Here is a 26,455-nt window from a genome sequence, read left to right as displayed (position 1 = left end):
AGCAAAACTCCCAGAATAGACTGGGAGTTAGCTAATTACTATTTTATTAATGTATATTTCAACTGTTGTCCCTTTTTCGGGTGCAGAATTAATCTTCATCTGGTAATTGTCTCCAAAATGAAGTTTGAGTCGTTGGTCGACATTTTGAAGACCAACTCCCCCACGTTTGAGCTGACTTTGACTACTATCGCCAGCAGCTTGGAAACCAACACCATCATCCTCAATGCGGATGACAAGCCCTGAATCCTTTTTCTGGACGGAAACTTTAATATGTCCCTGTCCATCTTTCTCCTTGATGCCGTGATAAAGGGCATTTTCTACAAGGGGTTGTAGCACCAGTTTAGGCAAGAGTAGGTTACCAAAGTCAGGATTTTCAGCAATTTCATACTCCAGCTTATCACCATAGCGTTGTTTCTGGATAAAGAGGTACTGGCGGACATGATTGATTTCATCAGAAAGAGAAATCAAATCCTTGCCTTGATTGAGCGCCAAGCGGAAATAGGTTGCCAAAGACTTGGTCACCTGAACCACTCGCTGACTATCCTGAAACTCAGCCATCCAGATGATAGTGTCCAAAGTATTATAGAGGAAATGGGGGTTAATCTGGCTCGACAAGGCTTGAAGTTCATACTGCCGGGTCGCTTCTTCCTGCCTGCGCACATCTGCCATCAGCTGATCAATCTGATCCAACATAGCATTAAACTGGCGAGTCACTTCTCTCAGTTCATAGGCACCAGCTTCTTTGGCTCGAAGATTTTGTGTACCAGAAGCAATTTCCAGCATGGTTTCTCTTAGGTCCTTCAAAGGAGCAATCCAGCGTTTGAGACTGAACCACACCAAGCAGAGACAGGCGAGAAGAGATAAGGCACTAGCACCCAGCAAGGTCCACAAAAGTTGACTCCGAACCTGGTCTAACTTCTCCAGCGAAGACACGCCTATAACCGTCCAATCTGTTCCTGCAATCTTTTCCTGACTAACGTAGGATTGATGGTCCAGCGTATAGCCCTGTCCCGTCTCGATGTAGGGTTTCATAGCCTCCATTTCGCTAGACGAGCTATAAACTGTGTGTTGCGGATGGTAGACAAATTCATGCTTTTCATTGATGATAAAGGCAAAGCCCTGCTGGCCCAACTGGAGTTGATTGAGATAGGCTTCCAGAGTTTCGTAGGAAATATCCAAACGAAGTACGCCAAGATTGGCCCCCTCTGCATCAACAAGTTCCTGAGTAACAGAAATGACCCACTGGCTGTCTGATTTACGAGCTGGTGTCAAAACTGGCTTAGCTCCCTGATGGATAGCCTTTTGGTACCAATCCTCTGCCATCATATCTGAGGAAGTTTTCATCTGCACACTGTCATCTGTGGAAATAACCTGACCGGATTTGGTTACCAGTACCACCATTTTCAAGTCCTGGTCTGCCTTTAAGATCGTCAAAAACAGATCTCGGATTTCCTCGACCTTGTCTTGACTGGGATTCTCAGCATAGGCTAGGACATCCTTCTGCTGGGTCAAACTAGTCGAGGTTGTTTCTAATTTTTTGATATAAGACTGGATAAAGTGGCTAGCCTGACTGATAGTCGTTTGGCTATTGCCTTCAATGCTAGCCTCAATGGCTGAAGAACTCGATTGATAGTAGAAAGTCCCAACCAGAGCTAGGAGAATAAGAAATACTAGAAAGATGGAAATAACCATTCTAACTAGGAGAGAAGAACGCTTCATTGACCTTCCCCCTTCTTAAACTGACGAGGTGTCACACCTGCAATCTGTTTAAAGCGTTGGGTAAAGTAGTTCATATCTTCAAAACCAACCTTTTCGGCTATCTCATAAATCTTTAAATCCGTGGTCAGAAGCAAGAGCTTGGCTTGTTTGACACGCTCTCTCACCAGATAATCCTGAAAAGGTAGGCCCAACTCTTTCTTAATCAAGGAGCTCAGATAAGTCGAACTAAAACCCAAGTCACTGGCCAAGCTCTTTAAACTGAATTGGCTATCAGCTAGATGGGACTGGATTTTCTGGGCCAGATTTCCCTCAAACTTATCAGTTAATAAATCTTGTAACTGCTCTTCCTTTTCTTCCTTGTCTAGTTTTTGCTTGATTTTCCCCAACATTTCCTCAATATCCTGACGCGAAAAGGGTTTGAGCAAGTAGTCATCTACACCGAGTTTGACGGCAGACAAGGCATAATCAAAATCATCGTAACCTGTCAAAAAAACTAGGTGAACCTGAGGATAGGTTTCTCGGACCAGACTGGCCAACTGGATGCCATTTAGCTGAGGCATATTGATATCAGTTAAAATGATATCTGGCACCTGCTTTTGTATCAATTCCCAAGCCTGTCTTCCATTTTCAGCCTGACCGATGATTTCCATATCGTAGGCCGCTACATTGACCAGCTTGGTCAAACCTTGTCTTACCAGATATTCATCTTCTACGATTAAGATTGTGTAGGTCATGCTCCGCTCCTTTACCACTTACTAGTATCAGTATAGCAAAATTCTCCTCTAACTGCTTAGGAAAGACTTCTTAATCAACATAATCTAGTAAATAGGCATAGCCTTTTTCTTCCATTTGGTCTTTGGGAATAAATCGGATAGAGAGACTATTGATACAGTAGCGCAAGCCACCCTTGTCCTGTGGTCCATCCGTAAAGACATGGCCAAGATGAGAATCTCCAACTCGGCTCCGCACTTCCATGCGTGTCATATTGTAAGACTTATCTTCCTTGTAGGTAGCAACATCTGGGCTGATGGGTTGGGTGAAACTAGGCCAGCCACAACCAGACTCAAACTTGTCCTTTGATGAAAAGAGGGGTTCGCCAGTTGCCACATCCACATAGATACCAGATTCAAATTTATCCCAGTAGCGGTTTGAAAAAGCTCGTTCTGTTTGATTTTTCTGGGTAACGGCATACTCCTCAGGTGACAAGGTCTTTTTCAATTCCTCATCACTGGGTTTAGGATATTTGCTGGCATCGATGACGGGATAGGCAGCCTGATTGACATTGATATGACAGTAGCCATTTGGATTTTTCTTGAGGTAGTCTTGGTGATAATCTTCCGCCACCACAAAATTCTTCAAGTTTTCCTTTTCAACTGCCAGAGGTTGGTCGTATTTCTTAGCAACTTCATCAAAGACTTGGTTGATTACTTCCAAATCCTTTTCATCTGTGTAATAAACGCCGGTACGATACTGGGTCCCCACATCATTTCCTTGTTTATTTTTGCTGGTTGGGTTGATAATGCGGAAGTAATGAAGCAGGATTTCCTTGAGGGAAATTTGATTAGCGTCATAGGTGACATGGACAGTCTCTGCATGTCCTGTTTGGTTAATCAATTCGTACTTGGTTGTTTCCCCTCTACCATTTGCATAGCCTGAAACGGCATCTGTCACTCCAGGAACGCGTGAGAAGTATTCCTCCACTCCCCAGAAACATCCCCCAGCTAGATAAATTTCGTGCAAGTCTGCGTCTTTACTCACTTCTGTTTTTTTCACTGTTTTTCCTCCTTGACTAACTGATGCTTTCTCAATTTGCGAGCTATCTGTCTGCCCTGTATTTCGCATCAATAGAAAATAGAAACCAGTTATGGCTAGGAGAATGACCCCTGCCAAGACAAAAAGTTTTACTTTATCATTCATGGTCTTTCTCTACCCCATTTCTTTCAATGTTTTTAAAATCATATCCTTATCCATAAAACCTGGTTGCATTTTGATCAGCTTGCCTTCCTTGTCTATAAAGGCTTGGGTTGGGTAAGAACGGACACCATAACTTTCCAAGAGTTTACCTGACGGGTCGATTAAAACTGGAAAATTTTTATAATCCAATCCCTTATACCAGTTCTTAAAGTCAGCTTCAGATTGTTCTCCCTTGTGGCCTGGTGACACCACTGTCAAGACCACATAGTCATCACCAGCATCTTTAGCGATTTCATCCGTATCCGGAAGACTGGCTAGACAGATGGAACACCAAGAAGCCCAAAATTTGAGATAAACTTTCTTGCCCTTGTAATCAGACAAACAATAGGTCTTGCCATCTACACCTGTCAGTTCAAAATCAGCGACCGCCTGACCTTTAGTCGCAGTTTGCGCACTTACTTGTTCTGTTTTTGTTTGCTCCTTCATAGTAGACTCGTCTGACATGTTTTTAGCCGAACAGGCTGCCAAACAACAGATTGAGCCTACTCCAAGGAGACATGTTTGCCATTTTTTCATTTCTTCTTCCTCTCTATTCAAATAATGTAGTCAAAATGGAAGCATTTCCCAAAAGCACCAAGATTCCCATCACGATAATGAGGAAACCACCCACTTTTTTGAGGGTTCCGAGGTAAGGATGGAGTTTGCGGAAATGTTTCAAAACATAGCTGGAGGCAAGAGCTAGAACTAAAAATGGTAGCGCCAATCCCAGCGTGTAAACCAACATGAGACCAGCTCCCTGCCAAGCTCCTGAACCACCTGAAGCTGCCAAGGCCAAAACAGAGCCCAGAACCGGCCCCACACATGGCGTCCAAGCAAAACTAAAGGTCAACCCCAGTAAAAATGCCTGACTATAGCCGTTACCCTTCTGCCCTTGTCTCTTTAATTGTAGCCTTCTTTCCTTGTAGAGCCCCTGCAAATGTAAGACTTCCATCTGGTGCAAGCCCAAGAGAATGATAACCGCACCCGTCACATACTGAAACCAGGAAGCATACAGCAAATTGCCTAAAAAACCAGCTCCATAACCCAGTAAGATAAAGATAAAAGAAATCCCCGCTATAAAGGCCAAAGTTCGCAATAAACTAACAACTGAGATTGAAAATTTTTCGCTAGAAGCCTGAGCGCCATCTTTGTCATCCAACAAAATCCCTGCATAGACAGGCAACAAGGGTAAAATACAAGGAGAAAAGAAGGAAAGAATTCCAGCAAGAAAAACACTGATAAAAAAGATTACATTGTCCATTGCCTTCCTCCATTCTTTGATTTGATAGGTATATTATATCCCCAAAACTCCAGAAAAAACAGGGAACATGATAGGGAAAAATAGGAATTTAATCAGTTTATTTAGAAATCTGGCACAAAAAAAGCCAGACAAGGTCTGACTTTGGTAGAAACAGAAAAGAGAATCACCTGTCCTCCCTACTTATCTGGTAATAAATAAGGTCCGCAACGTAGTCTTTTCTCTCCACACCATTGGTAATGGTTTTTAGATAAGACATTCCCGCTTTTTCCATCACACGGCCTGAAGCTGGGTTGAGACTGGCATATCGTGCTCTGACTTTTTGAAAACCTGCTTGAGTAAAACAAAAGTCTAACACAGCTTTTAAGGCCTCTGTCATCATACCACGGCCCCAGTATTCCTTGCCTAGCACATAGCCAATTTCACAACTTAAATCTCCCTCGTGCATTTCAATGATACTGATATCTCCTATCACTTGCTTCGGATTTTCTTTGAGACAAATGGCCCATTTGTAATAGTTGGGATTTGCATAGGAGGCAACCCAATTTCGAATCGAGTTCCGAGTCGCTTCAGCATCAGGATGAGGATCCCAGGTGACATAGGTCAGATTCTCAGCAGACGAAGCCCAATTTTGAAACATGGCTTCCGCATCACTCTCCACAAATCTTCTCAAAATCAAACGTTCTGTCTGTAATATTTGCGTACCGATTGCTTTCATAATGTTACCTCGCTTTCTAAGCTTAAGGCTCAAGCTAAAAAGGTCCTCTGGACATTCCTCGTTTTCCCATTTCTAGGCTCAGGGTAAAAAGGTCCACAGGACTAACTCTCACTTTTTTATTTCAAGGTGAGAGGCTAAAAACCTCCACTGGAGGTTTTTACTCCCAAAAGTCATCAAATACGGTGATTGGTAGGTGACGTTTGTGTTGGCCTTTGTGCCACCAGTTTTCAATAGTCGCTTGAGCTTCTGGGCTGATTGTTTTGCCTTCTAGGTAGTCATCAATTTCATTGTAAGTGACTCCGAGAGCGACTTCATCAGCTAGGCCTGGTTTGTCTTCTTCTAGGTCTGCTGTTGGGATTTTTTCATAAAGTGCTGGGTCTGCACCAAGTTCCTTCAAGAGTTGTTTTCCTTGACGTTTATTGAGGCGGTAAAGAGGGAGAATATCTGCACCACCGTCACCAAACTTAGTAAAAAAGCCCGTGATATTTTCCGCAGCATGGTCTGTTCCAATGACCGCTCCGCTATGGGCACCCGCAAGGGCATATTGGGCAATCATACGACTACGAGCTTTAATATTGCCCTTGTTAAAGTCTGAAACAGGACTTCCTGTCGCTTCAACTGCAGTTGTCATGGCATCAGCTGATTCCTTGATATTCACAACCAAGCTGACATCTGGCTGGATGAAAGCGAGGGCTTTTTGAGCATCTGCTTCATCAGCTTGCACGCCGTATGGCAGACGGACAGCGATAAATTGGTAGCTGTCATCTCCTGTCTCTGCTCGCATTTCTTCCATAGCTAATTGTGCTAAGCGCCCTGCCAAGGTTGAGTCCTGACCCCCAGAAATCCCTAGTACAAAAGTTTTAAGGAAAGGGTGTTTTTTCAAGTATCTCTTTAAGAAATCAATCGAACGACGAATTTCTTCCTGGGCGTCAATAACTGGCTTGACACCTAGTTGCTGGATAATGGTCTCTTGCAAACTCATTCTTCTTCTCCTTCACCAAGAGCTTCCTTGCGCATCTTATCAATCAAATCCATCTTATCTTGCCAAATATCACGCGCCAAGTCCACTGGATAGTGCTGCGGATTGAGCACGCGTTTGTACTCATCCCAAAGTTTGTCAAATTCTTTGCGAGCATAGGACTGAATCTCAGTCAAACTAGGCAGGTTGTAAACTAATGTTCCTTCTTTAAAAATATCTACCAAGAGAGGAACGGCATCAAAATTACGAACGGTCTTTTTGATGTAGGTATAGGTCGGATGGAACATCTTGATTTCTGTCATGTCACTCACATCCACACCATCATAAGTAATGTAGTCACCTTCTGACTTGCCTTTTTCACGGCTGGTAATGCGCCACACCTGCTTCTTACCTGGCGTTGACACTTTTTCAGCATTATTAGACAGTTTGATGGTATTGCGCATCTGACCATTCTCATCTTCGATAGCTACAATCTTATAAACTGCCCCAAGAGCTGGTTGATCATAAGCTGTAATCAGCTTGGTTCCCACACCCCATACATCAATCTTAGCCTTTTGCATCTTGAGGTTGAGAATAGTATTTTCATCAAGGTCATTAGAAGCATAAATCTTAGCCTCTGTAAAGCCAGCCTCGTCCAATTGCTGACGGACTTTCTTGGAAATGTAGGCAATATCCCCAGAGTCAATCCGTACACCCATAAAGTTAATCTGGTCACCTAGCTCACGCGCCACCTGAATAGCAGCTGGCACGCCGATGCGAAGGGTGTCATAGGTATCCACAAGAAAGACACAATCACGATGGGTCGCCGCATAGGCCTTGAAGGCTTCATAGTCGTTTCCATAAACCTGTACCAAGGCATGGGCATGAGTACCCAAGACAGGAATATCAAAGAGTTTACCAGCACGCACATTGCTGGTTCCATTGGCGCCACCAATCACCGCTGCTCGTGTTCCCCAGATAGCTGCATCCATTTCTTGCGCACGACGTGTCCCGAACTCCATCAAGGGTTCATCCTCAATGACCGAACGAATACGTGCTGCCTTGGTCGCTATCAAGGTTTGAAAGTTAACGATGTTTAAGAGAGCCGTTTCAACCAATTGACATTGGGCAAGAGGGCCTTCCACCTGCACAATCGGCTCATTAGCAAAGACCAAGTCCCCTTCCTGGGCAGAACGAACCGTCAACTCCAACTTGAGATTGCGGAGATAGTCTAAGAACGCCCCATGATAGCCAAGCGACTCCAAGTAGGCGATATCACTGTCTGAAAAACGCAAGTCTTTAAGATAATGTACAATTCTTTCCAAGCCAGCGAAAACTGCATAACCGTTGTTAAAAGGTTGCTGGCGGAAATAAACTTCAAAAACCGCCTTTTTATTGTGAATTCCTTGGTCAAAGTAAACTTGCATCATATTGATCTGGTACAAGTCCGTGTGCAATGTCAAACTATCATCTGGATACATCTGTTTTCCTTCTTCCTTCTTTACAAGGGTATGAACGTATTCTACCACTTTCACACCGTCCGATAAATTAGTACTATTATAACACATTTTACCGAGATTGATAAAAAGCTAACAAGCTATTCCATAGTCTCCAGTTCATCCATATCTTGCTCAAACTTTTTTTGAGCCCATTCGCCATAACTTTTAAGCCCGAGATTGCCGATAAAAACCCAAGGAAGGTAAATCAGATAAGTAATGACCCAAGCAGACAAGTATTTAACGTTCAGAGGATTGTGCTGATAAATTTCGATATTGAATTGATAATTCTGCAGCATCAAGAGAGTCGTAATAGCGAGAGTTAGCAGCAAACACCCTACAATCGTAAAATGAAAACGACTATAGTAGGTCACTCCAAGTTGTCGTGCACGATTGAAAAAGAAGAAAATTCCTAAAAGAAGGGTAACAAGAAGAATATCAGGATTAAAAAGAGCAGGTGCTAATACAGCCACCAGATAGCTTAGCAGAATGAGCCCGATAAACACATAGAAAGACTCTGCTCCAGCTTTGTTAATCAGTTGTTCTTCTCTTTCGTCTAATAATTGATAATAAAAAAATCTATTTTTCATCTTCTTCCTCCCAAAATAGTTGGTCTAAAGTTTTGCCTAAACATCTGCAAATGGACTGGCAGAGGGAGAGACTGGGATTGTATTTCCCAGCTTCAATCAAGCCTATAGTCTGCCTAGTAACACCTACAGCTTCTGCCAATTCCCCTTGTGTTAAATCACGCTCTACCCGAGCTAATTTTAATTTTAAATTTTTAGCCACTAGCATCCTCCTTCACATTTTTAAAAAGTTACGCTTCTTTTAAAAACATTATACCATATATCTAACTTAATGCAATATATAAATTTCATTTTGTAAGATTTTATTAACAAGAAAACTCTCTACCACAAAAGTAGAGAGTGTTGAGTTCAAATATAGGATTTCAAAATATCGACGACATCACTTCTTTTCTTGACCTGACAGCCCTTGATGCCCAATTTCTGAGCTGTGTTTGTATTGTCCTCAATATCGTCTAGAAAGACACAATTTGTAGGATCTAGCTGGTATTTATCGAGAATCCCCTTAAACATTGCCAAATCAGGCTTTATAGCTTTTATATCACAGGATAGGACAAAACCATCTAAAAGTTCTTTTAAGGGAGATAGTTGCTCTTCCAGCAAGTCATAAAATACCTTTGAGGTATTGGACAAGACAAAGATGCGATGTCCCTTTTTCTTTAGTTCTGACAAAACAGGAAAGACTTCCCTATAAATATCAATGTAGCTAAGCCAGTTCCAGATAACTTCTTCGACTTTCTTTTGATAGGTACTTCCAATCATCGACACAAGTTTAAGCACCAATTCTTCTCTCGTCATGGTCCCAAGATCTAATCTTTCCCAAAGTCCCGACTGAAAAATGGCTTTATCTAAAACCAAATATTCTTCCTTCGTATCCGAAACGCCTTGCAAAATCTTATCCTTGTTCCATTCTAATAAGACGTTGCCCATATCTAGTATGATATCCATTAACCTACCTCCATAGTGATGTGAAGATTTCCTATTTGATTTTTGCAGAGTAATAGCTCACAAATCCTTTTGGTAATAGTATCTTTGCCCTGTGTAGGGATAGTCTTGCAAGGTAAAGACTTCCTTGTAACCATGGCTTAGATAAAAATCTGGTGCTTGAAACTGGTAAGTATTCACGAAAGCAAAACGACAGTTTCGATTCTTGGCTTCATTTTCTGCTCGCTGCAATAGTTTCGAACCGATTCCTTGTCCCCGTAATTCCTCTTTCACAAACAAATATTCGATTTCCAGCCAATTTCCGAAAGTCTCAGCTACTAAGCCCGCCATGAGATTGCCCTTTTCGTCTTCGAGATAAAGATTCAGTGGCTCGCTCTCAACCTCTTCTCTTTTGGAACGATTATAAGCACGAATCAAATCCCCTATTTCTTGCGCTTTAAGCGATTCCTTATTTTCCAATCTAACGTGCATTCAAACCTCCTAATAAACTGCTACAACTTGATTATAGTCATATTTCAATAAACTGTCAAACTAGCAAAAACTCACCAAACAGAGTTGATGAGTTCATGATTTATTTTCTAAATTTCCACTGACTATAAATCCCAAAAACAAAGATCCAGATAGCAGAACCAACTGCCCCCATGAAGGTAGACTCTTGCAAAAAGAGAGTCACGAAAACAAAGACAAAAAAGAGAATGGTTAGGGGATTAAGCAAGCGATACTGAGGCATAAGGTAGCCATCAGCCATGAAGTCTTGTGACTTGCGGTATTTGAGATGGGCCACCATAATCAAGATATAAATCGCGATGTAAACACCTGATGAGGATGCGGTGATCAAAGCAAAGGCATCTGAAACACCTGGTAGCACATTGATAAAGGCAGCGAGAGCAATCAAGATTGCTGAGGCAATGATGGCATTTTGTGGAACATTGTGACGAGAAAGGGTATCGACCTTGATGGCCTTTAAGAAACGATTTGGCGAATCATGGGCAATCTGATATAAGTGTCTCCCTGTTGAGTAGAGAGTTGAGTTAAGCGCAGACGCTGCTGAGGTCAAGACAACAAAGTTGATTAGAGCCGCTGCCCACTTGATCCCTGCCAGTTCAAAGACCGTTACAAATGGAGAATCTGAAGAATTAAGATAAGACCAAGGAATAATGGCCATAATCGCAATGAGAGCTCCCCCGTAGAAGAAGATAATTCTGAGAGGAATTTCCTTAACAGCTTTGGGCAAGACCTGACGAGGGTTCTTTGTTTCAGAAGTTGTTACCCCGATAAACTCAATCATCAGATAGGCAAAAAATACCATTTGAAAGGCCATGACAAAGTTCATAACTCCGTTTGGAAAAAGAGAGAACTGGTCGCTGATATTTGCCAAGCTTGCAACACCATGCGGTGTCTTAAAGCCTGTCAAAACCATAAATACCCCAGTGGCAATCATGGCTAAAATCGCCACAATCTTGACCATAGCAAACCAAAACTCGACTTCGCCAAAGAGCTTAACTGCAATCAGATTGACCAAAGCCAAAATCGTTAAAAAGACAAGCTGAATCATCCAGCTAGGCCATGTGGGAAACCAGAAGCGGACATAGTCTGAGATGGCAGTGATTTCTGCCATACCGATAAAGACAACTGACAACCAATAAGACCAAACTGAGAAATATCCCCAGCCTTTCCCCAAATGACGGGTGATAAAGTTGATAAAGGTATGTTGTTCTGGATCCTGATACAGCATCTCTCCAACAGCCCTCATCATCAAAAACATAAAGGCTCCTGTGATCATGTAAATCAGAATGATCGAAGGTCCTGTAAGGCTGATAGAGCGACCAGCACCTAGGAAAAGTCCGGTTCCGATTGTTCCCGCAATGGCCATCACCTGAACATGGCGATTGGTTAAACCACGCTCCATTTTATTTTTCTTCTTATTTGAACTCATATAGTCTCCTATTTATCCAAAAAACCAAAAAGGAGTTGAGCAAGGCAAAACCTTCACTACTCCTTTTTCATCCTATTTAGGCTGTTTTTTCAACCTTTAAGATTTTGACATCATAGCTACCAACTGGTGTTTCAATCGTTGCAGTATCGCCAGTCTTCTTGCCAATCAAAGCACGGCCAATCGGACTTTCATTTGAGACTTTACCAGCAAAAGCATCTGCACCTGCAGAACCGACGATGATGTAGACCTCTTCTTCGTCTTCACCGACTTCTTGGATTGTTACTGTTTTACCGATTGCTACCTCATCTTGGGCAACTGCATCGCTATTAACAATTTCAGCATAACGAATTTTTGTTTCTAGACTTGAAATTTGTCCTTCAACAAAAGCTTGTTCATCTTTCGCTGCTTCATACTCACTATTTTCTGAAAGGTCTCCATAGGAACGAGCAATCTTGATACGCTCTACGACTTCAGGACGTCGAACGAGTTTCAACTCCTCTAATTCTTTTTCTAGTTTTTCCTTTTCTTCAAGGGTCATTGGGTAAGTTTTTTCTGCCATTTTTTTAACTTTCTTTTCTATTTACTTTTTTAAAACAAAATTATGTGGAAAACCACATAATTTTAGTTTGAACTACTTGCTTGAGGTAACTTGCTATTGATATGCTCTGCAACGTTTTGATCATGTTCTTCTTTTGTTGTCGCAAAGTATACTTTGCCGTCTTCAACATTCGCTACAAAGTACAAGTACTCACTCTTTGTCTGGTTTACACTTGCTTCAATCGCATCCGAACTTGGGCTATCAACCGGTCCAGGCATGAGGCCAAGGTGCGTGTAAACATTGTATGGTGAATCAATCGTTGTATCAATTCCAGCGTCATCTGCTAAACTAATCTTTTGACCAAGTTTTCCTTGAGCATATAGGATAGCGATATTACTTTGAAGTGGCATACCGGCATTCAAGCGGTTATAGAAGACACCTGCGATTTTCTTGCGGTCTTCGGTCTTAGCTCCTTCTTTTTCGACAAGAGAAGCAATGCTGAGCAATTCATTAACTGTCAGATTCTTTTCTTTGATCGTAGCGTAATATGGTGACATAGCCTTATCCATAGCAGCCACCATCTCATCAATCAAACTTTCAACAGTTGTACTGTCTTTGATCGTATAGGTCGCTGGGAAAAGGTAGCCTTCAAGACGATAACGAACGCCACTGTCTTTTGTTGGAAGACTTCCAAGTAGGTTTGGATACTTGGCTACTAATTGTGAGATAAAGGTCTCATCTTGAGCTTTTGCCAAGAAAGCATCCGCAGTAAGAGGTTCTTTAAATTCACCTTGAAGTTGTCCTACTGTTTGAGCGATTTGCTCCAACGTATAGCCTTCTGGAATTGTCAAGTTTGCAAGAACAGGTGCCTGAGCTTCAGGAGTCCCACCTTTTTCCAATTCTTGAATCAACTCATCCGTACTCATACTCTTCTTCAAGTTGTAATAACCTGACTTCAAGTTGGCATGGCTATAGTATTTAGCATAAAGGCTAAAGATAAGTCCATGTTTAACCAAACCAGATTTTTCCAAGGTGCTTCCAATTTCTTGAACATTTGCACCGTCTGGGATTTGAACCGTTACGTAATCCTTAGAGCTCGCATCAACAGGTTTCAAAGAATCTTGAACGTAACCATAACCAAAGTAACCACCAACTGCAACGAGTACTACGAGAACTAAAACTGTTACTAGGCAACCTTTGGCTTTTGATTTTTTCTTTTTCTTAGTTGATGTTGCACCTTGACGACGACTACGACGCGGAGCATCAGCTAATCCACTGCTAGATTCTGTAGAAACAGGCTCAACTCTTTCAGGCATTCCTGGAGTGATTTCCTCTTTCTTGTCTTCTGTTTTATAGGTTACGGCTACCTTAGTCGGAGTATCGTTAAATTCTTTTTCCTCGGGTTTAAGCTCAACTGGTTCTACCTTAGGTTGAACAGGTTCCACTACAGGTTCTTCAGCCATACGAATCGGCTCTACTAGAGGTTCTTCAGATTCTACAACTTCAATCTTGTCAATGATTGGCTGTCTAATCTCTTTCTCTTCTTGTCCATCCGTTTCATCAGTTCTAGCACTTGAAAGTGGAGGAACACTTGGTGCATTCTTTAGGATTTTATCGACAACAGATAGGGAATCAGCCATCAACTCTTCTGTTGATGTTTCTGGTTCAAGATCTGAAGGAGTTGCTGAACTAGCTTGAGATGATGAAGCCGTCAGATTTGGAATCTCTACTTCTTTCTCTCTTTTATCTTGTTCTTTTACTCTTTCTAAATCACGTAGAATCTGCTCTTTAAAGCTTAATTTTTCTTCTTCTCTTGATTTTTCAGTCAAAAGCATTACCTCCTTGTTGACAATCCCTAATATTATATCTTAAAAGTCGCAGAAAAGCAACTAACTAGGGCATTCCCTAGCTAGTTTTCTTTATTTTCTGGCTGCCAAACCATATCATACCATGTTTCCCCAGCAAAGCTTGACTGGGATATTCCTTCATTAACAAAGCCGTACTTTTCGTAATAGGAGATAAGGTAATCATGACATGTCAGGTTAATGCCCTCTCGCTCATGTTCTAAAGCGACTTCTTTCAAAGCCTTTAATAGTCTTTTCCCCACTCCCAAAGCTTGTGCTTCCTTGGCAATAGATAGGCAAGTCACAGAAATATAACCTCCAGATTGATGGCTATAGTCTTTTATTTCTTCTGTAAAGGACTGATCATGTAGATAGCGGTGTGGGACGACTGGACCTTCGATATAACCAAGAATACACCCCTCTTTTTCAGCTACCAGAAAACTGGTCTGAATTTCCTGCAAATGCGCCTCAAAGACCGAACGAGGAATGGCTTCTTCAAGGGAGAAATTCTCTAGCTCTATCTCTATAATCCGATCTAAATCTGAAAATCTCGCTTGTCTGATTTTCATATTTCCTCCTGATAAAAGGGATTAGCCCAAGTCATATACCATTCAGAACCACTGTCATATTGACTCCCTGTCACTTCTTCTTCAACAAAGCTATTCATTTCAAAATATGATAGTAGTTCATCAGGACTATGCAAAAGAATACCTTGATAATCTAGTTCAACTGTCACCTGTTTCAAGGCTGCAAGAAGAAGAGTTCCCAGCCCCTGTCCCCAATGGTCAGGATGAATGGTCAATGATTTTATTTCTATCCATTTGGGATGAAGATACTGAGCTTCTCCCAAAACATAGCCTAAGAGCTGATTTTCATCCCCAGCTACAAGAAAGGTACCCTCAGTCTTGCGGATACTCTCTTCTAAGGATTGGCGGCTAAATGCCTCTTCTGATGTAGGATTGGCTTCTTCAACCGCCCACATTTCTTCTAAATCTGATAGGGTAGCTTGCCTTATAGTGATTGGAATTTCCATCTGCTTTCCTTATTGGACGTTGCTTGTCAAGTTAGACAAGAGACGTTCAAATGAATATTCATAGGTTTGGATGTCTCCTGCACCCATAAAGACGTAAACAGCATTGTCATGATCTAGGAGCGGAGAAACATTTTCAACAGTGATAACCTGGTGTTTCTTGTTGATTTTATTGGCTAAGTCTTCTACTTTGACATCACCATGGTCCACCTCACGAGCTGATCCATAGATTTGCGCTAAATAGACGGCGTCTGCTTGATTCAATGCATGGGCAAATTCGTCCAACAAGGCAATGGTTCTTGTAAAGGTATGCGGTTGGAAGACTGCCACGATTTCCTTGCTTGGATATTTCTGACGAGCAGCATCCAAGGTTGCAATGATTTCTGTTGGATGGTGGGCAAAGTCATCAATAATCACTGTATCATTGACAATTTTTTCAGTGAAACGACGCTTAACACCTGCAAAAGTTTTCAAGTGTTCACGGACCAAGTTCAAATCAAATCCAGCTGTGTAAAGAAGACCAATAACAGCTGTCGCATTCATAATATTGTGACGACCAAAGGTTGGAATGTGGAATTGACCCAACTCTTGTCCACGGAAGTGAACGGTGAATGTTGAACCAGTCGTAGAACGAAGGAGATCACTAGCTACAAAGTCATTGTCCTCAGCTTCAAACCCATAGTAATAGATTGGCGCATTGGCTGTAATCTTACGCAACTCAGCATCTTCACCGTATACAAACAAACCTTTGGTAATTTGTTTGGCATAGTCGTTAAAGGCATTGAAAACGTCCTCTAGACTTGTAAAGTAGTCTGGATGGTCAAAGTCAATGTTGGTGATGATAGAGTATTCTGGGTAGTAAGGCATGAAATGACGCTCATATTCGTCTGATTCAAAGACAAAATATTTGGCATTGGCTGAACCGCGACCTGTCCCGTCTCCAATCAAAAAGCTGGTGTCTGTGATGTGAGACAAGACGTGTGACAGCATACCTGTTGTTGAAGTTTTTCCATGTGCTCCTGCCACTCCCATGCTGACAAAGTCGCGCATAAAGCTACCTAGGAATTCATGGTAACGTTTGTAGCTGATACCATTTTTGTCGGCATAGGCGATTTCAACATTGTTATCTGGACGGAAGGCATTTCCCGCGATAATCTCCACATCACCTTGTAGGTTCTTTTCATCAAAAGGAAGAATGGCAATCCCTGCCTGCTCTAGTCCACGTTGAGTAAAGTAGTATTTTTCAACGTCTGAACCTTGAACCTTGTGTCCCATTTGGTGCAACATCAAGGCTAGGGCACTCATCCCTGATCCCTTGATTCCAATAAAATGATATGTTTTTGACATGCTTTTCTCCCCTACTCAGTAATTCTTGTCAGATTCAACTCTTGGGCAACCTGACGTTCCTGTTCTGTTTGCTTATTCTTTTTATTATAGATTTGACTCTTCTTTAAAAAATCATAGTTGTTCTTTTTAGTTTTTTCCGTTTGGGTTTTCGGAGTTGGATTCGCCACTTGGCTAACCTCCTCAGCTAAGATATAGTGAGACTGGCTCAAGTTTTTACTAAATTTGGCAAACTCACCTGGATTTTCCTTTTGAAATGGTGCTGTTGGTTGGTTTCCTTGACGAACAAGTGTTGAACCATTGTGTCGTCTAGTATGACTAACATCTTGAGTCAAATACTTGGCTGAGCGTTTCTTCTTCAAGTCCGCACGCGCTTCTTCTCGAGCCAACTCAGCATACGTTTTTTCAACTTTTTTAGGTTCTGGGCTCGGCTTTGACTCCTTAGTAACCACTGGAGAAACTACGGTTTCTTCCTCATTGATAGGAGACCATTCCAAATAGTTCTTATCGCGGTAATCACCTTTGATATTGCTAATAAAGTCTGACTCATCGTACAAGTCCATGACTGGCATTTTGGTCAGCATGATCTCATCATCTGACACCAATGGAAATCTATCTTGTTTCATTTTGTATTTCCTTTCAACTCTTCATTATAGCGTATTGTCTTGATTTTTCAAGTGCTGGCTTCAGAAATTCCCAAAATTTCACGAATTTCTGCTAGACTGAGACTCGCACGCGACTCCGTACCATCTAAAACTTGGGAAACCAAATGTTTCTTTTGTTCTTGAAGTTCTTGGATCTTTTCTTCAATGGTCCCCTTGGTAATCAAACGATAGACCTCTACCTTCTGCTCCTGCCCCATGCGGTGAGCTCGTCCGATAGCTTGGGCTTCAACCGCAGGATTCCACCAAAGGTCAACCAAAATAACCGTATCAGCTCCCGTTAGATTGAGACCAACACCACCCGCCTTAAGGGAGATGAGAAAGGCATCTCTCTCCCCTTTGTTAAAGGCCTTGGTCATCTCCTGTCTGTCTTGAGCAGGAGTTGAACCTGTGATTTTGAAGGAGGTCAAGCCCAAGTCTGGGAGTTCTTGCTCGATTCTTTCCAACATTCCTTTGAACTGGGAGAAAATCAAGACCCGATGCCCACCAGCAGCCACTTGTAGCAATAAATCTCGGAGACTATCCAATTTACCACTAGCTCCTTGGTAATCGTCCATAAAGAGAGCTGGCGTATCGCAAATCTGACGCAAACGCATGAGACCAGATAAAATTTCTACCCGACTTCTCTGGAATTCTTTATCTGTCACTTGGGATAGTCGGTCTCGCATCTGTTGCAACTGGGCGAGATAGATGGCCTTCTGCTGGTCTTCCAGTTCATTTTTATAGACGACTTCGATCAGATCAGGCAGTTCTGTAAGGACTTCTTCTTTCTTACGCCTCATGACGAAAGGCTTGATAAACTGCGCGACTCGGTCAGCCGGTAATTTCATAAACTCCTTTTTACTTGGCAAGAGCCCTGGAAGCACAATTTGGAAGATAGACCACAACTCTCCTAAATGATTTTCGATAGGCGTACCTGACAAAGCAAAGACTGCTGGCACCACAAACTGGCGCAAACTCTGAGCAATCTTGGTTTGGGCATTTTTCATGACCTGGGCTTCATCTAAGAAGAGAAAATCAAAAGCCATCTCTTGATAAAGCTCGCTGTCTTGACGAAAGGTGGCATAGCTAGTCACATAGATTTGGTGATTTTCAGAAAGAATTGCTTCTCGATTCGCTTTTAAACCATGAACGACAGCCAAATCCAACTGTGGGGCAAATTTTCTAAATTCATCTGCCCAGTTGTAGATTAAACCTGACGGCGCTAAAATCAAGACCCGACTTTCTTCGGTCACCTGACTGGTCAAAAAAGCAATAGTTTGCAGTGTTTTTCCCAGTCCCATATCATCGGCTAGGATGCCACCAAAGCCATAGTGATGAAGCATCTGGAGCCAACGGACACCCTTTTCCTGATAGTCTCTCAAACTCGCCTGAACCTGTATATCTCCCAAAGGAAAATCCTCTGGATGAGTCAAATCATGAGCTAAGTGCTGAAATTCCTCTGAGAAGGAAATCCTGTCTCGACCTTCAAAAAGCTGAGAAAGGCTATAAGCTAGAGATTTTCGAGCTTGAAAAGAACCATCTTTTAGCTCAACTCCCAGTTCCTGCAAATTTTGACGAATCTGCTTGGTTTCCTCATCAAAAAAGTACACTTGGTCAGAACAACTGATATAGAAATCCTGATTGCTGGTCAGGGCTTTAAGAGCTTGATCAATCTCTTCTTGGGCAATCCCTTGGAAATCAAATTGGATTTCCAACAGTCCTCCCTTGGACTCAATCTGAACCTGAGGAGCTTGGATGCTGTAGAGCTGATTCATCTCATCAGACAAGAAAACCTGACCCAACTTCTCAAAAGCTGGAATCGTATGGTGAAAGAAAGAATAAACTGCCTCTGGCTTCAAAGCCTGTCTCCAAGACTGAAAATCAGCCTCAAAACCAGCCCCTAAACAGACTTGAAATAGTTGGTTTTCCAAGACAGCATCGCTTGAAAATGGTAATTGTTCCAGCTGTTGACGACTAGTTACCTTAACATCTCCATAGTCAAACTGAATATTCAAGCGGATGCGGCCGTCATCCTCCCTATCAAAGTAAAAGATTGGTGAAAAGGGTCTGATTTGCAAGCGTTCAGGAGCAGAAACTGTGCCCAGCTGTCCAAACAAAGGCAGACAGGCGGCTAGGCGGTCACGATCACTATTGTCAAACTGGAGGCATTTTCTCCCTCTTTCCTCCTGAGGAAGCTCCTTGATTTCCTTTAGGAGGCTGATTTGTTTAGGATTTAAGAGATAAAGATTCCCCTTACGAAAGAGAACCGCTCCCCCATAGAATACGTTGACTCGCTCACTTTCAGAAATCTCCATCTCAAAATAATCGGGATACTCCTGCACGGAAAAAGAGAAAAGGTTTGCTTCTGGATCTAAATCATGAAAGAGAAGATTTTCATAACTAGTAATCTGGTGTTCGAAATGAAAATCTTCCAAGTTCATCAATAACCCCACTCCCTGCTCAAAAAAGGTCAGAGGGAAAAAGAGGTGACGACCTTGATTGGGAAAAAAGAGCTCTTGACTCAGTCCCTCCTCAATCAAGCCACATAAAAAAGTAAGAACTTCCTGACTAGCTGTATCAAAAGCATCCCAAGACAAGTCATTTTCATAGTGTTTCCCAATCATATATGGCTTTCGATGGACCAAGACCTTCAAAAAGAGAGGGATGTCACGAATGACATAATATTTTTGACTATCAACTAAACCGATTCGGAGAGTCCAAAGGAGGCGATTGGTTCCAGCTTCTACCTGGCCTTGAGCCGACAAAGTGTAGATTTTCTCTCTCTTCTGAGGTTGGATCCGCTCCAAAAAACTACCACCAAAACTAACCTTGGTTTCGACCTCTTCTTGCTCTTCATGTCCTTTTTCTAAGACTTGTAAAATCACCTGGCCTTCTTCATCAGTCTTCAGATAATGCTCGAGCGCTGCGAGGTGAACACAGTAACCTCTTTTTTGGAAAAAATCGCAAGCACAAAAAACCAGATCATCCTCTAAACTGTAGCGCAAGTCTTCTCCCGCCACACGAGTATAGAGGCGATTCCCTTTTTCCTTGATAATCTCAATGTTGCCTGTTTCATAGAGTGCAACCCCCTCCATGCGCAACTTTCCCGGAATCAATTTAGCCATAGTTACCCCTTTATCTTATCTTTTCATTATACCACATTTTCCCCTATGAAAATAGCCTTCTAGGAAGACTTTTCTCCTAGAAGGCTGGATTTTTAAAGTGTAGCAAAAGTGGTCACGATGCGTTGGCAAACTTCTTCTAGTACTGACTTCGGCATAGCTACATTGAGACGGGCATGAAGAGTTCCCTCCTCCCCAAAGTCCAAACCTCGGTTCAAGATAACCTTGGCTTCATTCTTCAAAAGCTCTTGCAAGCGGTCATCTGTTAGGTCATAGGCTGAAAAATCAAGCCAAATCAAGTAGGTACCTTGCGGTTTCATGACCTTAATCTTGGTTTCGTTGCCCAAAATATCCACTACATAGTTAATGTGTTCCTCAATGACTTCTTTCAACTCTCCTAACCAGTTCTTGCCATAACGGTAGGCAGCTTCTGTCGCCAAATACCCCAAGCCTGAGATTTCATGCTGGTTATTGGCCAACTGCCGTTTTTGGAAATCCACACGAAGCTTTGGATTTTCAATAACTCCATAGGAATTCTTGGTCCCAGCAATATTAAAGGTCTTAGTGGCACTGCTCAGGATAAGAGCAAAGTCTTTAAAGGCGGGATCAATGGTGTTGAATGACTGGTGTTTGTGACCAAAGAGGGCCAAATCTTGGTGAATCTCATCTGAAACAAGCAAAACACCGTGTTTTTGGCAGAGATGACCAATCTTTTCTAACACTTCCTTTTCCCAAACACGTCCACCAGGATTGTGGGGATTGCAAAGGATATAAAGCTTCACATCCTCTTCCACCAATTCCTTCTCCAATTGCTCAAAGTCAATCTCAAACACTCCATCCTTTTCCACCAAAGAATTGGTAATCAATCTGCGGTTATTCAACTTGACACTGCGAGCAAAAGGCGGATATACCGGTGTGTTAATCAGAACAGCCTCTCCTTCTTTTGTAAAGGCTTGAATGGCTGTTGAGATGGCCGGTACCACTCCCTCGATAAAGACAAGGGCATCCTTATCAAAGTGATAGCCATGTTGTGTGGCTTCCCAGTCCTGAACCGACTGAATCAAAGCATCACTAGCATAAGTATAGCCATAGACCAACTGATCTGCGTAGGCTTGTACAGCTCGTCGAACCTCAGGCAAAACCACAAAATCCATATCTGCTATCCAGGCTGGTAGAACTTCTCGGTCAGCTTCTGCTTCTTTCCATTTATAGGTATGGTGCCCAAAACGATTGGGCAGGCTTGTAAAATCATATTTTCCCATATCTATCTTATCCTTCCAAAGCTTGGCGCAAGTCCGCAATCAAATCTCTAGCATCTTCAATCCCAATTGACAAGCGCAAGAGGTCATCTGTTAAGCCATAGGAATGGCGCACTTCTGCTGGAATATCCGCATGGGTTTGAGTCGTCGGATAGGTGATCAGACTCTCTACCCCACCCAAACTTTCCGCAAATGAGAAGACCTTGAGGCTATTTAAAATATGAGGAATACGTTTTTCATCCACTACTTTAAAGGAAATCATGCCTCCACGTCCTGTATAGAGCACTTCCTTGACAGCAGGTGAATCCTTCAAAAAAGCAACCACTTCTTGGGCATTGGCTGTAGAACGCTCCATACGAAGAGGCAGGGTTTTGAGACCACGAATCAACTGATAACTATCAAATGGTGACAAGACCGCACCAGTCGTATTTAGATTGTAGAAAAGTTGTTCATATAGTTCTAAACTATTAGTCACAACCACCCCAGCCAAAACATCATTGTGCCCTGCTAAGTACTTGGTGGCAGAATGAAGAACGATATCCGCACCGTCTTCAATCGGACGTTGGTAAATCGGACTGTAGAAGGTATTGTCCACCACCACTTTAGCACCCTTGGCATGAGCTAGTTTGGCTAGTTTGGCAATATCAAATTCCAACATCAAGGGATTAGTTGGTGTTTCAATATAGAGAACATCCACATCTTTCTCTAACTCAGCAACAAGCTCTTCTTCTGTATTGGCATAGGTAAAATGGAAACGGCCTTCCTGCTCGACTTGGTTAAACCAACGGAAAGAACCCCCATACAGATCACGCACAGCCAAGACTTTACTTCCTACTGGAAAAACACTAAAAGCTAGTACAATCGCAGCCATACCTGAGCTCGTCGCTAGGGCATAGTCTGCTGATTCGATTGCCGCCAAGACTTCCTCCGCCTTACTGCGAGTTGGGTTTTTGGTACGAGTATAGTCAAATCCCGTAGACTGACCGAACTCCGGATGCTGATAAGTGGTTGAAAAATGAAGCGGTGTTACCAATGCACCTGTAGCCTCATCTGACTTGATCCCAGCCTGGGCCAAAATTGTGTTGATGTGTAGTTCTTTGCTCATACAATACCTCCAAATCTATAGTAACTATTGTACCACTTATTTTTACTAACTCATTTTCTTGTTTTCAAGAGCTAGTTATAGTTTCAAACTATATAAAAACGATAGTTCCTTGAGAAACTATCGTTTTTCCTGTTGAATAGACTGGTTATTTAACGTGTTTTGCCAGTTCTTCTTGGGCTTTTTTATTTGATTCTTCTTTTTCTTTCTGCCATTTTTCTTTAGCTTTTTCATACTCATCAGCCGTTACAGTCTTATCTTGTAACTTGAGATACTTGTATGATTCGACACCCTTATTTCCAGCTTGTGAGAATGGTGATGAGAATGGAACTGTCTTTCTCAAGGTCGGTGTTCCACCCTGAGAAACGTTTGGAATTGCAAGGGCGCTATCAACGAGCCAAGCTTGAATTTCAGCATATTTTTCATAACGTTTTGCTGGTTCTTGCTCCTTGTTCGCTTCTTCTAGCATTTGAGTGTAGGTATCCAGACCAACCGCCTTAGCCTTGTCATTGACCTCACCTGGTTCTAGACCAATGTTTTGCAACATACCACCGTTATTGACATTTAAGATATCAAGATAGCTTGATGGGTCCAAGTAGTCAGCACTCCAACCGCCATTATAGATATCAAAGTCTTTTTGAGCTGCGGTTTGAGCGAGGTAGCTAGAGTTGTCAAAGTCATCTGTTGATAGCTGTTGGATATCGATAACCACATTCTCAGCTCCTAGAACAGATTCGATGGATTGTTTCAAAGAGCTTGCTTCAAGTACACCTTTTTTAGCTGATTGGTCTACAGATACATCCAAGTGGATTGGGAATTGTACACCTTTAGCTTCCAATTCTTTCTTAGCTTCTGCAAATTTAGCTTTAGCCTTGTCAGGATTGTAGTATGGGTCTTGCGCATCTGCAAAGTTGATTCCTTGCCATTCTTGGCCATAGTTGACCATCTTTTCTGAAACAACATCTCCAAAGTCTTTTCCGTTGATGCTTACAAATGTAGGAGGTACAACCAAGTTACGAATAATCTTCGTTGCTCCGTCCTCCCCTTGTGATTGTGCTCCATAGGCTGTACGGTTATAAGCATAGTTGAAGGCTTGACGGAAGTTTTTATTCAGAACTGCTTCTTGGGTTGATTTCTTTTCGATATCAGAGGACTTAGAAGTGAAGTTATAAGATTTTCTGTCCAAGTTGAAGTTCAAGTAATAAGAAGTTGCATTTTGCATACTATAGATGATGTTATCCTTGTTCTTCTCTTTAATTCCTTCAAAGCTTGAGCTATTTGGATAGAGACGCGCGTAGCTATAGACTCCTTCTACAAAGTTACGTGCTAGTGCATCTTGGTCACTACCATCATAATAGGCCAATTTCACATCATCCACAAAGACATTTTTTTCATCCCAGTAGTTGGGATTTTTCTTGAATTCGATAACAGATTTTGAAACAAAAGATTTCATTAAGAAAGGTCCATTGTACAAAATACTAGAAGGATCTACCTTACCAAAGTCATCCCCTTTTGATTTTAAGAAATCTGCATTGACAGGGAAGAGAATGGTTGAAGTTGTTTTAGAATTCCAATAAGATTCTGGACGTGTCAAAGTGTACTGAACTGTTTGGTCGTCAATCGCCTTAACACCGACAGTTGAAAAGTCACTTGTTTTCCCGTTGATATAGTCATCCAAACCTGCTACAGAGTCTTGAACCAGGTACAAGGCTTCGGATTTTTTATCAGCAGCATATTTCAAACCTGTGACAAAGTCTTGGGCCGTTACAGGGGCATATTCTTCACCCTCATAAGTATACCATTTTGCATCCTTACGCAATTTGTAAGTATAGGTCAAACCGTCCTGAGAAACAGTCCAATCCTCTGCCAATGATGGAACATAGTTACCGTATTGGTCATTTTCCATCAACCCATCCACCAAATTGGTCACGATGTCATTGGTTGTTGCACGGTTTTCTGCAAGATAGTTCAAACTAGATGGATCGCTCGAATAAACATAGTTATATGTTTTAGTAGCGCTATTTGAATTTCCACATGCGCTCAGTAAGATACCTGCGCTTAACACGACACTTGCAAGTGTCAGATACTTGGCCTTAGACTTTTTCATTTCCAGAACCTCCTGTTTAAAAGTTTTGTCTTATTATACAGCTTTAGTTTTATTTAGTCAAGTGATTTCTGAAGAAAAACTTAAAAAAGCATATTTTTTGCTCTTGATTTTAGAAAAAGTTCTCTTTTTTTAAGAAAAATGTAGTATAAAAACCTTTCTATTAAAGAAAGGTTAAATTCATTACTTTTATTTATAAATCTTTTTACGATATTTTCAATCGTGTACGTAGGCGGTCTGCTTGAGCTTTGCCAATTATCTTGTCCAAGAGTCGTGTCCGTAGGCTCATCAAACCATAAAGACCTCCTCCAAGCCCTCCGATGAGAGCCACATAAAGGAAACTCCAAAAACGTCCACTTGGTTGGAAGACAAAACCGAGTAGCCACTGCAAGAAGCCAACTAGGATAAACATGATAAGGGTCAAGATGGTAATCAAAATGGTTCGCTTCAAGATTATCTTTCGACGAGCACCCGTTACCTGGCAGATGTCTCGGTACATCAGGACATTCGGAATAATCAAGCCGATAGTCGTTGAAATCAAGGGACCGTAACTATGGAAAATAGCAATGGTTGGCAATTGCAAGACGATCTTAGCAATGGAACCATAGATAAAGTAAAGAACTGCCTTGCGGTTTCGGAACATAGCCTGAAGCATAGGAGACAAGACCATATACAAGCCTAGGATAGTAGACTGCAAAACTGCAAAGACAAATAAGCCCATGGCCAGACTATCTGGCTTACCGTAAAAGACTGTATAAAGAGGCTCCCCTACCATGACCACTCCAACCGTTGCCGGCAGTAGAAATAAGAAGAGCATGGTGAGACTATCTTGGACTAGGCGAGCTGCTGCCGGTAAGTCGCCTTTTACATAGTTTTCCGTCAACAGCGGCAAGCCGACACTCCCAATTGAAACTCCCACAGAGATTAAAATCATGGTAATTTTATTAGGATTGGCAGAGAAATAAGAAAACATGACAACCAAGTCTTCATTGCTGTAGTTAGTAAACCACTTCATACTATTGATAAAGGTCATCTGGTCTAAAATCTGGAAGAGTTGGATGGCTGATCCTGTCAGGATAAATGGAATGGCTTCCTTGATCGTATCGACTAAGAGTCGCTTACTATTGATTTTATCCCGTGTTTCAAAAACTCTTTTAAGCAAACCTTCTTGAGCAAGGAAGTAGATCAAAACTGCAAAACTTGCCACCATCCCCACAAAGGCCGCAAAGGTCGATTGGGTAACGGCTGATAAGTAGTCACCAGAACCCATCTTCATAATGAAGAAGGTTGCCATCAACATCCAGATAACACGGATCACCTGCTCGGCGATTTGACTCATAGCATAGGGTTTGAGGTTATTCATCCCTTGGAAGAATCCTCGGATGACACTCATAGATGGGAAAATCAAGACCGCCCAAGCCAAGCTCTGCATGATGGGAATCAGGTCTTTCCCCACACCTGACAAATCTGCTAACCAGGGAGAAAAGAGATACAAGACCAAAGCAAAGACTAAGCCCAAGCCCGTCATAAAGCTTAGAAAACTCCGAATCAAGGCAAAGCTATGCTCTTCTTCTCGCATGGTATTGTACTTAGCCACTTGTTTGGCGACCGCAACTGGGATACCCGCTGTCGAAATCAGCAAAAACCAGGCGTAAATGTTGTAGCCCATGGTAAAGAGTCCATTTGCCTTGGCGGCATAAGTCCCCATCCAGATATACCAGGGAATAATGTAGATAGCACCAAGGAGGCGACTAATAAAGTTACTAGCTGTTAGCCAAGCAGTCCCTCGCAACATCTGGGCTTGCTGGTGATTGTTTTCGTTAGACATAGTTTCCTCATTCAATTTTGATAACTAGGAAAAGTTCCTTATCTTCCATTATAAACTTTTCCTTGTTACTTGT

At 42.1% G+C, this 26,455-nt stretch carries 24 protein-coding genes; all 24 read right to left on the bottom strand.

From position 1 onward, the window contains the following. Positions 1 to 27 precede the first annotated feature (27 nt). The 24 genes from MK395_RS10070 to MK395_RS09955 all read right to left on the bottom strand — a co-directional run bounded on the left by MK395_RS10070 (position 28) and on the right by MK395_RS09955 (position 26,382). Positions 28 to 1,719: a cache domain-containing sensor histidine kinase gene (locus tag MK395_RS10070; RefSeq protein WP_268711799.1), complete on the bottom strand. Its 1,692-nt coding sequence runs from the start codon at positions 1,717 to 1,719 to the stop codon at positions 28 to 30. After that, on the bottom strand, positions 1,716 to 2,453 hold the full coding sequence (locus MK395_RS10065) for a response regulator transcription factor (RefSeq protein ID WP_268711798.1): 738 nt from the start codon (positions 2,451 to 2,453) through the stop codon (positions 1,716 to 1,718). Before MK395_RS10065 ends, MK395_RS10070 begins: the two co-directional genes overlap by 4 nt. 70 nt (positions 2,454 to 2,523) lie before the next feature. After that, complete coding sequence (msrB, locus tag MK395_RS10060) at positions 2,524 to 3,636, bottom strand: peptide-methionine (R)-S-oxide reductase MsrB (protein ID WP_268711797.1); 1,113 nt, start codon at positions 3,634 to 3,636, stop codon at positions 2,524 to 2,526. A 9-nt stretch (positions 3,637 to 3,645) separates the two neighbouring features. Beyond that, entirely contained in the window at positions 3,646 to 4,209 is a 564-nt protein-coding gene (locus MK395_RS10055) for a redoxin family protein (protein ID WP_268711796.1), read from the bottom strand. Positions 4,210 to 4,222: 13 nt separating this feature from the next. Then, positions 4,223 to 4,933 (bottom strand): thiol-disulfide oxidoreductase-associated membrane protein CcdA2, encoded by a 711-nt coding sequence (gene ccdA2 / locus MK395_RS10050; RefSeq protein WP_268711795.1) that lies wholly within the window; start codon positions 4,931 to 4,933, stop codon positions 4,223 to 4,225. A 163-nt stretch (positions 4,934 to 5,096) separates the two neighbouring features. Continuing rightward, positions 5,097 to 5,648 (bottom strand): GNAT family N-acetyltransferase, encoded by a 552-nt coding sequence (locus tag MK395_RS10045; RefSeq protein WP_268711794.1) that lies wholly within the window; start codon positions 5,646 to 5,648, stop codon positions 5,097 to 5,099. Positions 5,649 to 5,805: 157 nt separating this feature from the next. Next, positions 5,806 to 6,630 carry an ammonia-dependent NAD(+) synthetase gene (gene nadE, locus MK395_RS10040; protein WP_254726119.1) on the bottom strand — a complete coding sequence of 275 codons (825 nt, stop codon included), beginning with the start codon at positions 6,628 to 6,630 and terminating at the stop codon, positions 5,806 to 5,808. Continuing rightward, entirely contained in the window at positions 6,627 to 8,087 is a 1,461-nt protein-coding gene (locus MK395_RS10035) for a nicotinate phosphoribosyltransferase (RefSeq protein ID WP_268711811.1), read from the bottom strand. The genes nadE and MK395_RS10035 overlap by 4 nt, the downstream gene beginning before the upstream one ends. Positions 8,088 to 8,203: 116 nt before the next feature. Continuing rightward, entirely contained in the window at positions 8,204 to 8,692 is a 489-nt protein-coding gene (locus MK395_RS10030; protein WP_268711793.1) for a DUF6773 family protein, read from the bottom strand. Next, positions 8,682 to 8,891: a helix-turn-helix transcriptional regulator gene (locus MK395_RS10025; RefSeq protein ID WP_162284509.1), complete on the bottom strand. Its 210-nt coding sequence runs from the start codon at positions 8,889 to 8,891 to the stop codon at positions 8,682 to 8,684. Before MK395_RS10025 ends, MK395_RS10030 begins: the two co-directional genes overlap by 11 nt. A 146-nt stretch (positions 8,892 to 9,037) precedes the next feature. Beyond that, the gene (locus MK395_RS10020; RefSeq protein ID WP_084943093.1) at positions 9,038 to 9,634 is read right to left on the bottom strand and encodes an HAD family hydrolase; all 597 of its coding nucleotides are present in this window, start codon (positions 9,632 to 9,634) and stop codon (positions 9,038 to 9,040) included. A gap of 57 nt (positions 9,635 to 9,691) precedes the next feature. After that, complete coding sequence (locus tag MK395_RS10015) at positions 9,692 to 10,102, bottom strand: GNAT family N-acetyltransferase (RefSeq protein WP_268711792.1); 411 nt, start codon at positions 10,100 to 10,102, stop codon at positions 9,692 to 9,694. A gap of 100 nt (positions 10,103 to 10,202) precedes the next feature. Beyond that, on the bottom strand, positions 10,203 to 11,567 hold the full coding sequence (locus MK395_RS10010) for an amino acid permease (RefSeq protein WP_268711791.1): 1,365 nt from the start codon (positions 11,565 to 11,567) through the stop codon (positions 10,203 to 10,205). Positions 11,568 to 11,643: 76 nt separating this feature from the next. Then, positions 11,644 to 12,126: a transcription elongation factor GreA gene (greA, locus tag MK395_RS10005; RefSeq protein ID WP_000818765.1), complete on the bottom strand. Its 483-nt coding sequence runs from the start codon at positions 12,124 to 12,126 to the stop codon at positions 11,644 to 11,646. Between the two features lie 62 nt (positions 12,127 to 12,188). Continuing rightward, positions 12,189 to 13,940: an endolytic transglycosylase MltG gene (mltG, locus tag MK395_RS10000; RefSeq protein WP_268711790.1), complete on the bottom strand. Its 1,752-nt coding sequence runs from the start codon at positions 13,938 to 13,940 to the stop codon at positions 12,189 to 12,191. Between the two features lie 74 nt (positions 13,941 to 14,014). Next, positions 14,015 to 14,518, bottom strand: a complete 504-nt coding sequence (locus tag MK395_RS09995) for a GNAT family N-acetyltransferase (protein WP_268711789.1) — start codon at positions 14,516 to 14,518, stop codon at positions 14,015 to 14,017. Continuing rightward, positions 14,515 to 14,982, bottom strand: coding sequence for a GNAT family N-acetyltransferase (locus MK395_RS09990; protein ID WP_268711788.1), 468 nt, complete (start codon positions 14,980 to 14,982; stop codon positions 14,515 to 14,517). Before MK395_RS09990 ends, MK395_RS09995 begins: the two co-directional genes overlap by 4 nt. A 9-nt stretch (positions 14,983 to 14,991) precedes the next feature. Further along, complete coding sequence (gene murC, locus MK395_RS09985) at positions 14,992 to 16,326, bottom strand: UDP-N-acetylmuramate--L-alanine ligase (protein ID WP_254735633.1); 1,335 nt, start codon at positions 16,324 to 16,326, stop codon at positions 14,992 to 14,994. An 11-nt stretch (positions 16,327 to 16,337) separates the two neighbouring features. Further along, positions 16,338 to 16,949: a cystathionine gamma-synthase gene (locus MK395_RS09980; protein ID WP_125457515.1), complete on the bottom strand. Its 612-nt coding sequence runs from the start codon at positions 16,947 to 16,949 to the stop codon at positions 16,338 to 16,340. Positions 16,950 to 16,996: 47 nt separating this feature from the next. Beyond that, complete coding sequence (locus MK395_RS09975) at positions 16,997 to 20,092, bottom strand: DEAD/DEAH box helicase (RefSeq protein ID WP_268711787.1); 3,096 nt, start codon at positions 20,090 to 20,092, stop codon at positions 16,997 to 16,999. Positions 20,093 to 20,184: 92 nt separating this feature from the next. Next, positions 20,185 to 21,351, bottom strand: a complete 1,167-nt coding sequence (locus MK395_RS09970) for a MalY/PatB family protein (protein ID WP_268711786.1) — start codon at positions 21,349 to 21,351, stop codon at positions 20,185 to 20,187. A 7-nt stretch (positions 21,352 to 21,358) separates the two neighbouring features. Continuing rightward, a complete protein-coding gene (locus MK395_RS09965; RefSeq protein ID WP_181186811.1) occupies positions 21,359 to 22,453 on the bottom strand; it encodes a cystathionine gamma-synthase in 1,095 nt (364 codons plus the stop codon). Positions 22,454 to 22,598: 145 nt separating this feature from the next. Beyond that, positions 22,599 to 24,557 (bottom strand): peptide ABC transporter substrate-binding protein, encoded by a 1,959-nt coding sequence (locus MK395_RS09960; RefSeq protein WP_247941028.1) that lies wholly within the window; start codon positions 24,555 to 24,557, stop codon positions 22,599 to 22,601. A 202-nt stretch (positions 24,558 to 24,759) separates the two neighbouring features. Beyond that, positions 24,760 to 26,382 carry a putative polysaccharide biosynthesis protein gene (locus MK395_RS09955; RefSeq protein ID WP_268711785.1) on the bottom strand — a complete coding sequence of 541 codons (1,623 nt, stop codon included), beginning with the start codon at positions 26,380 to 26,382 and terminating at the stop codon, positions 24,760 to 24,762. Positions 26,383 to 26,455: the final 73 nt, after the last annotated feature.

This window comes from Streptococcus oralis (assembly GCF_026782085.1).
Taxonomy (GTDB): domain Bacteria; phylum Bacillota; class Bacilli; order Lactobacillales; family Streptococcaceae; genus Streptococcus; species Streptococcus oralis_DA.
Note: the sequence above shows the minus strand (reverse complement) of the source record. Positions and strands in the feature narration are given on the sequence as shown.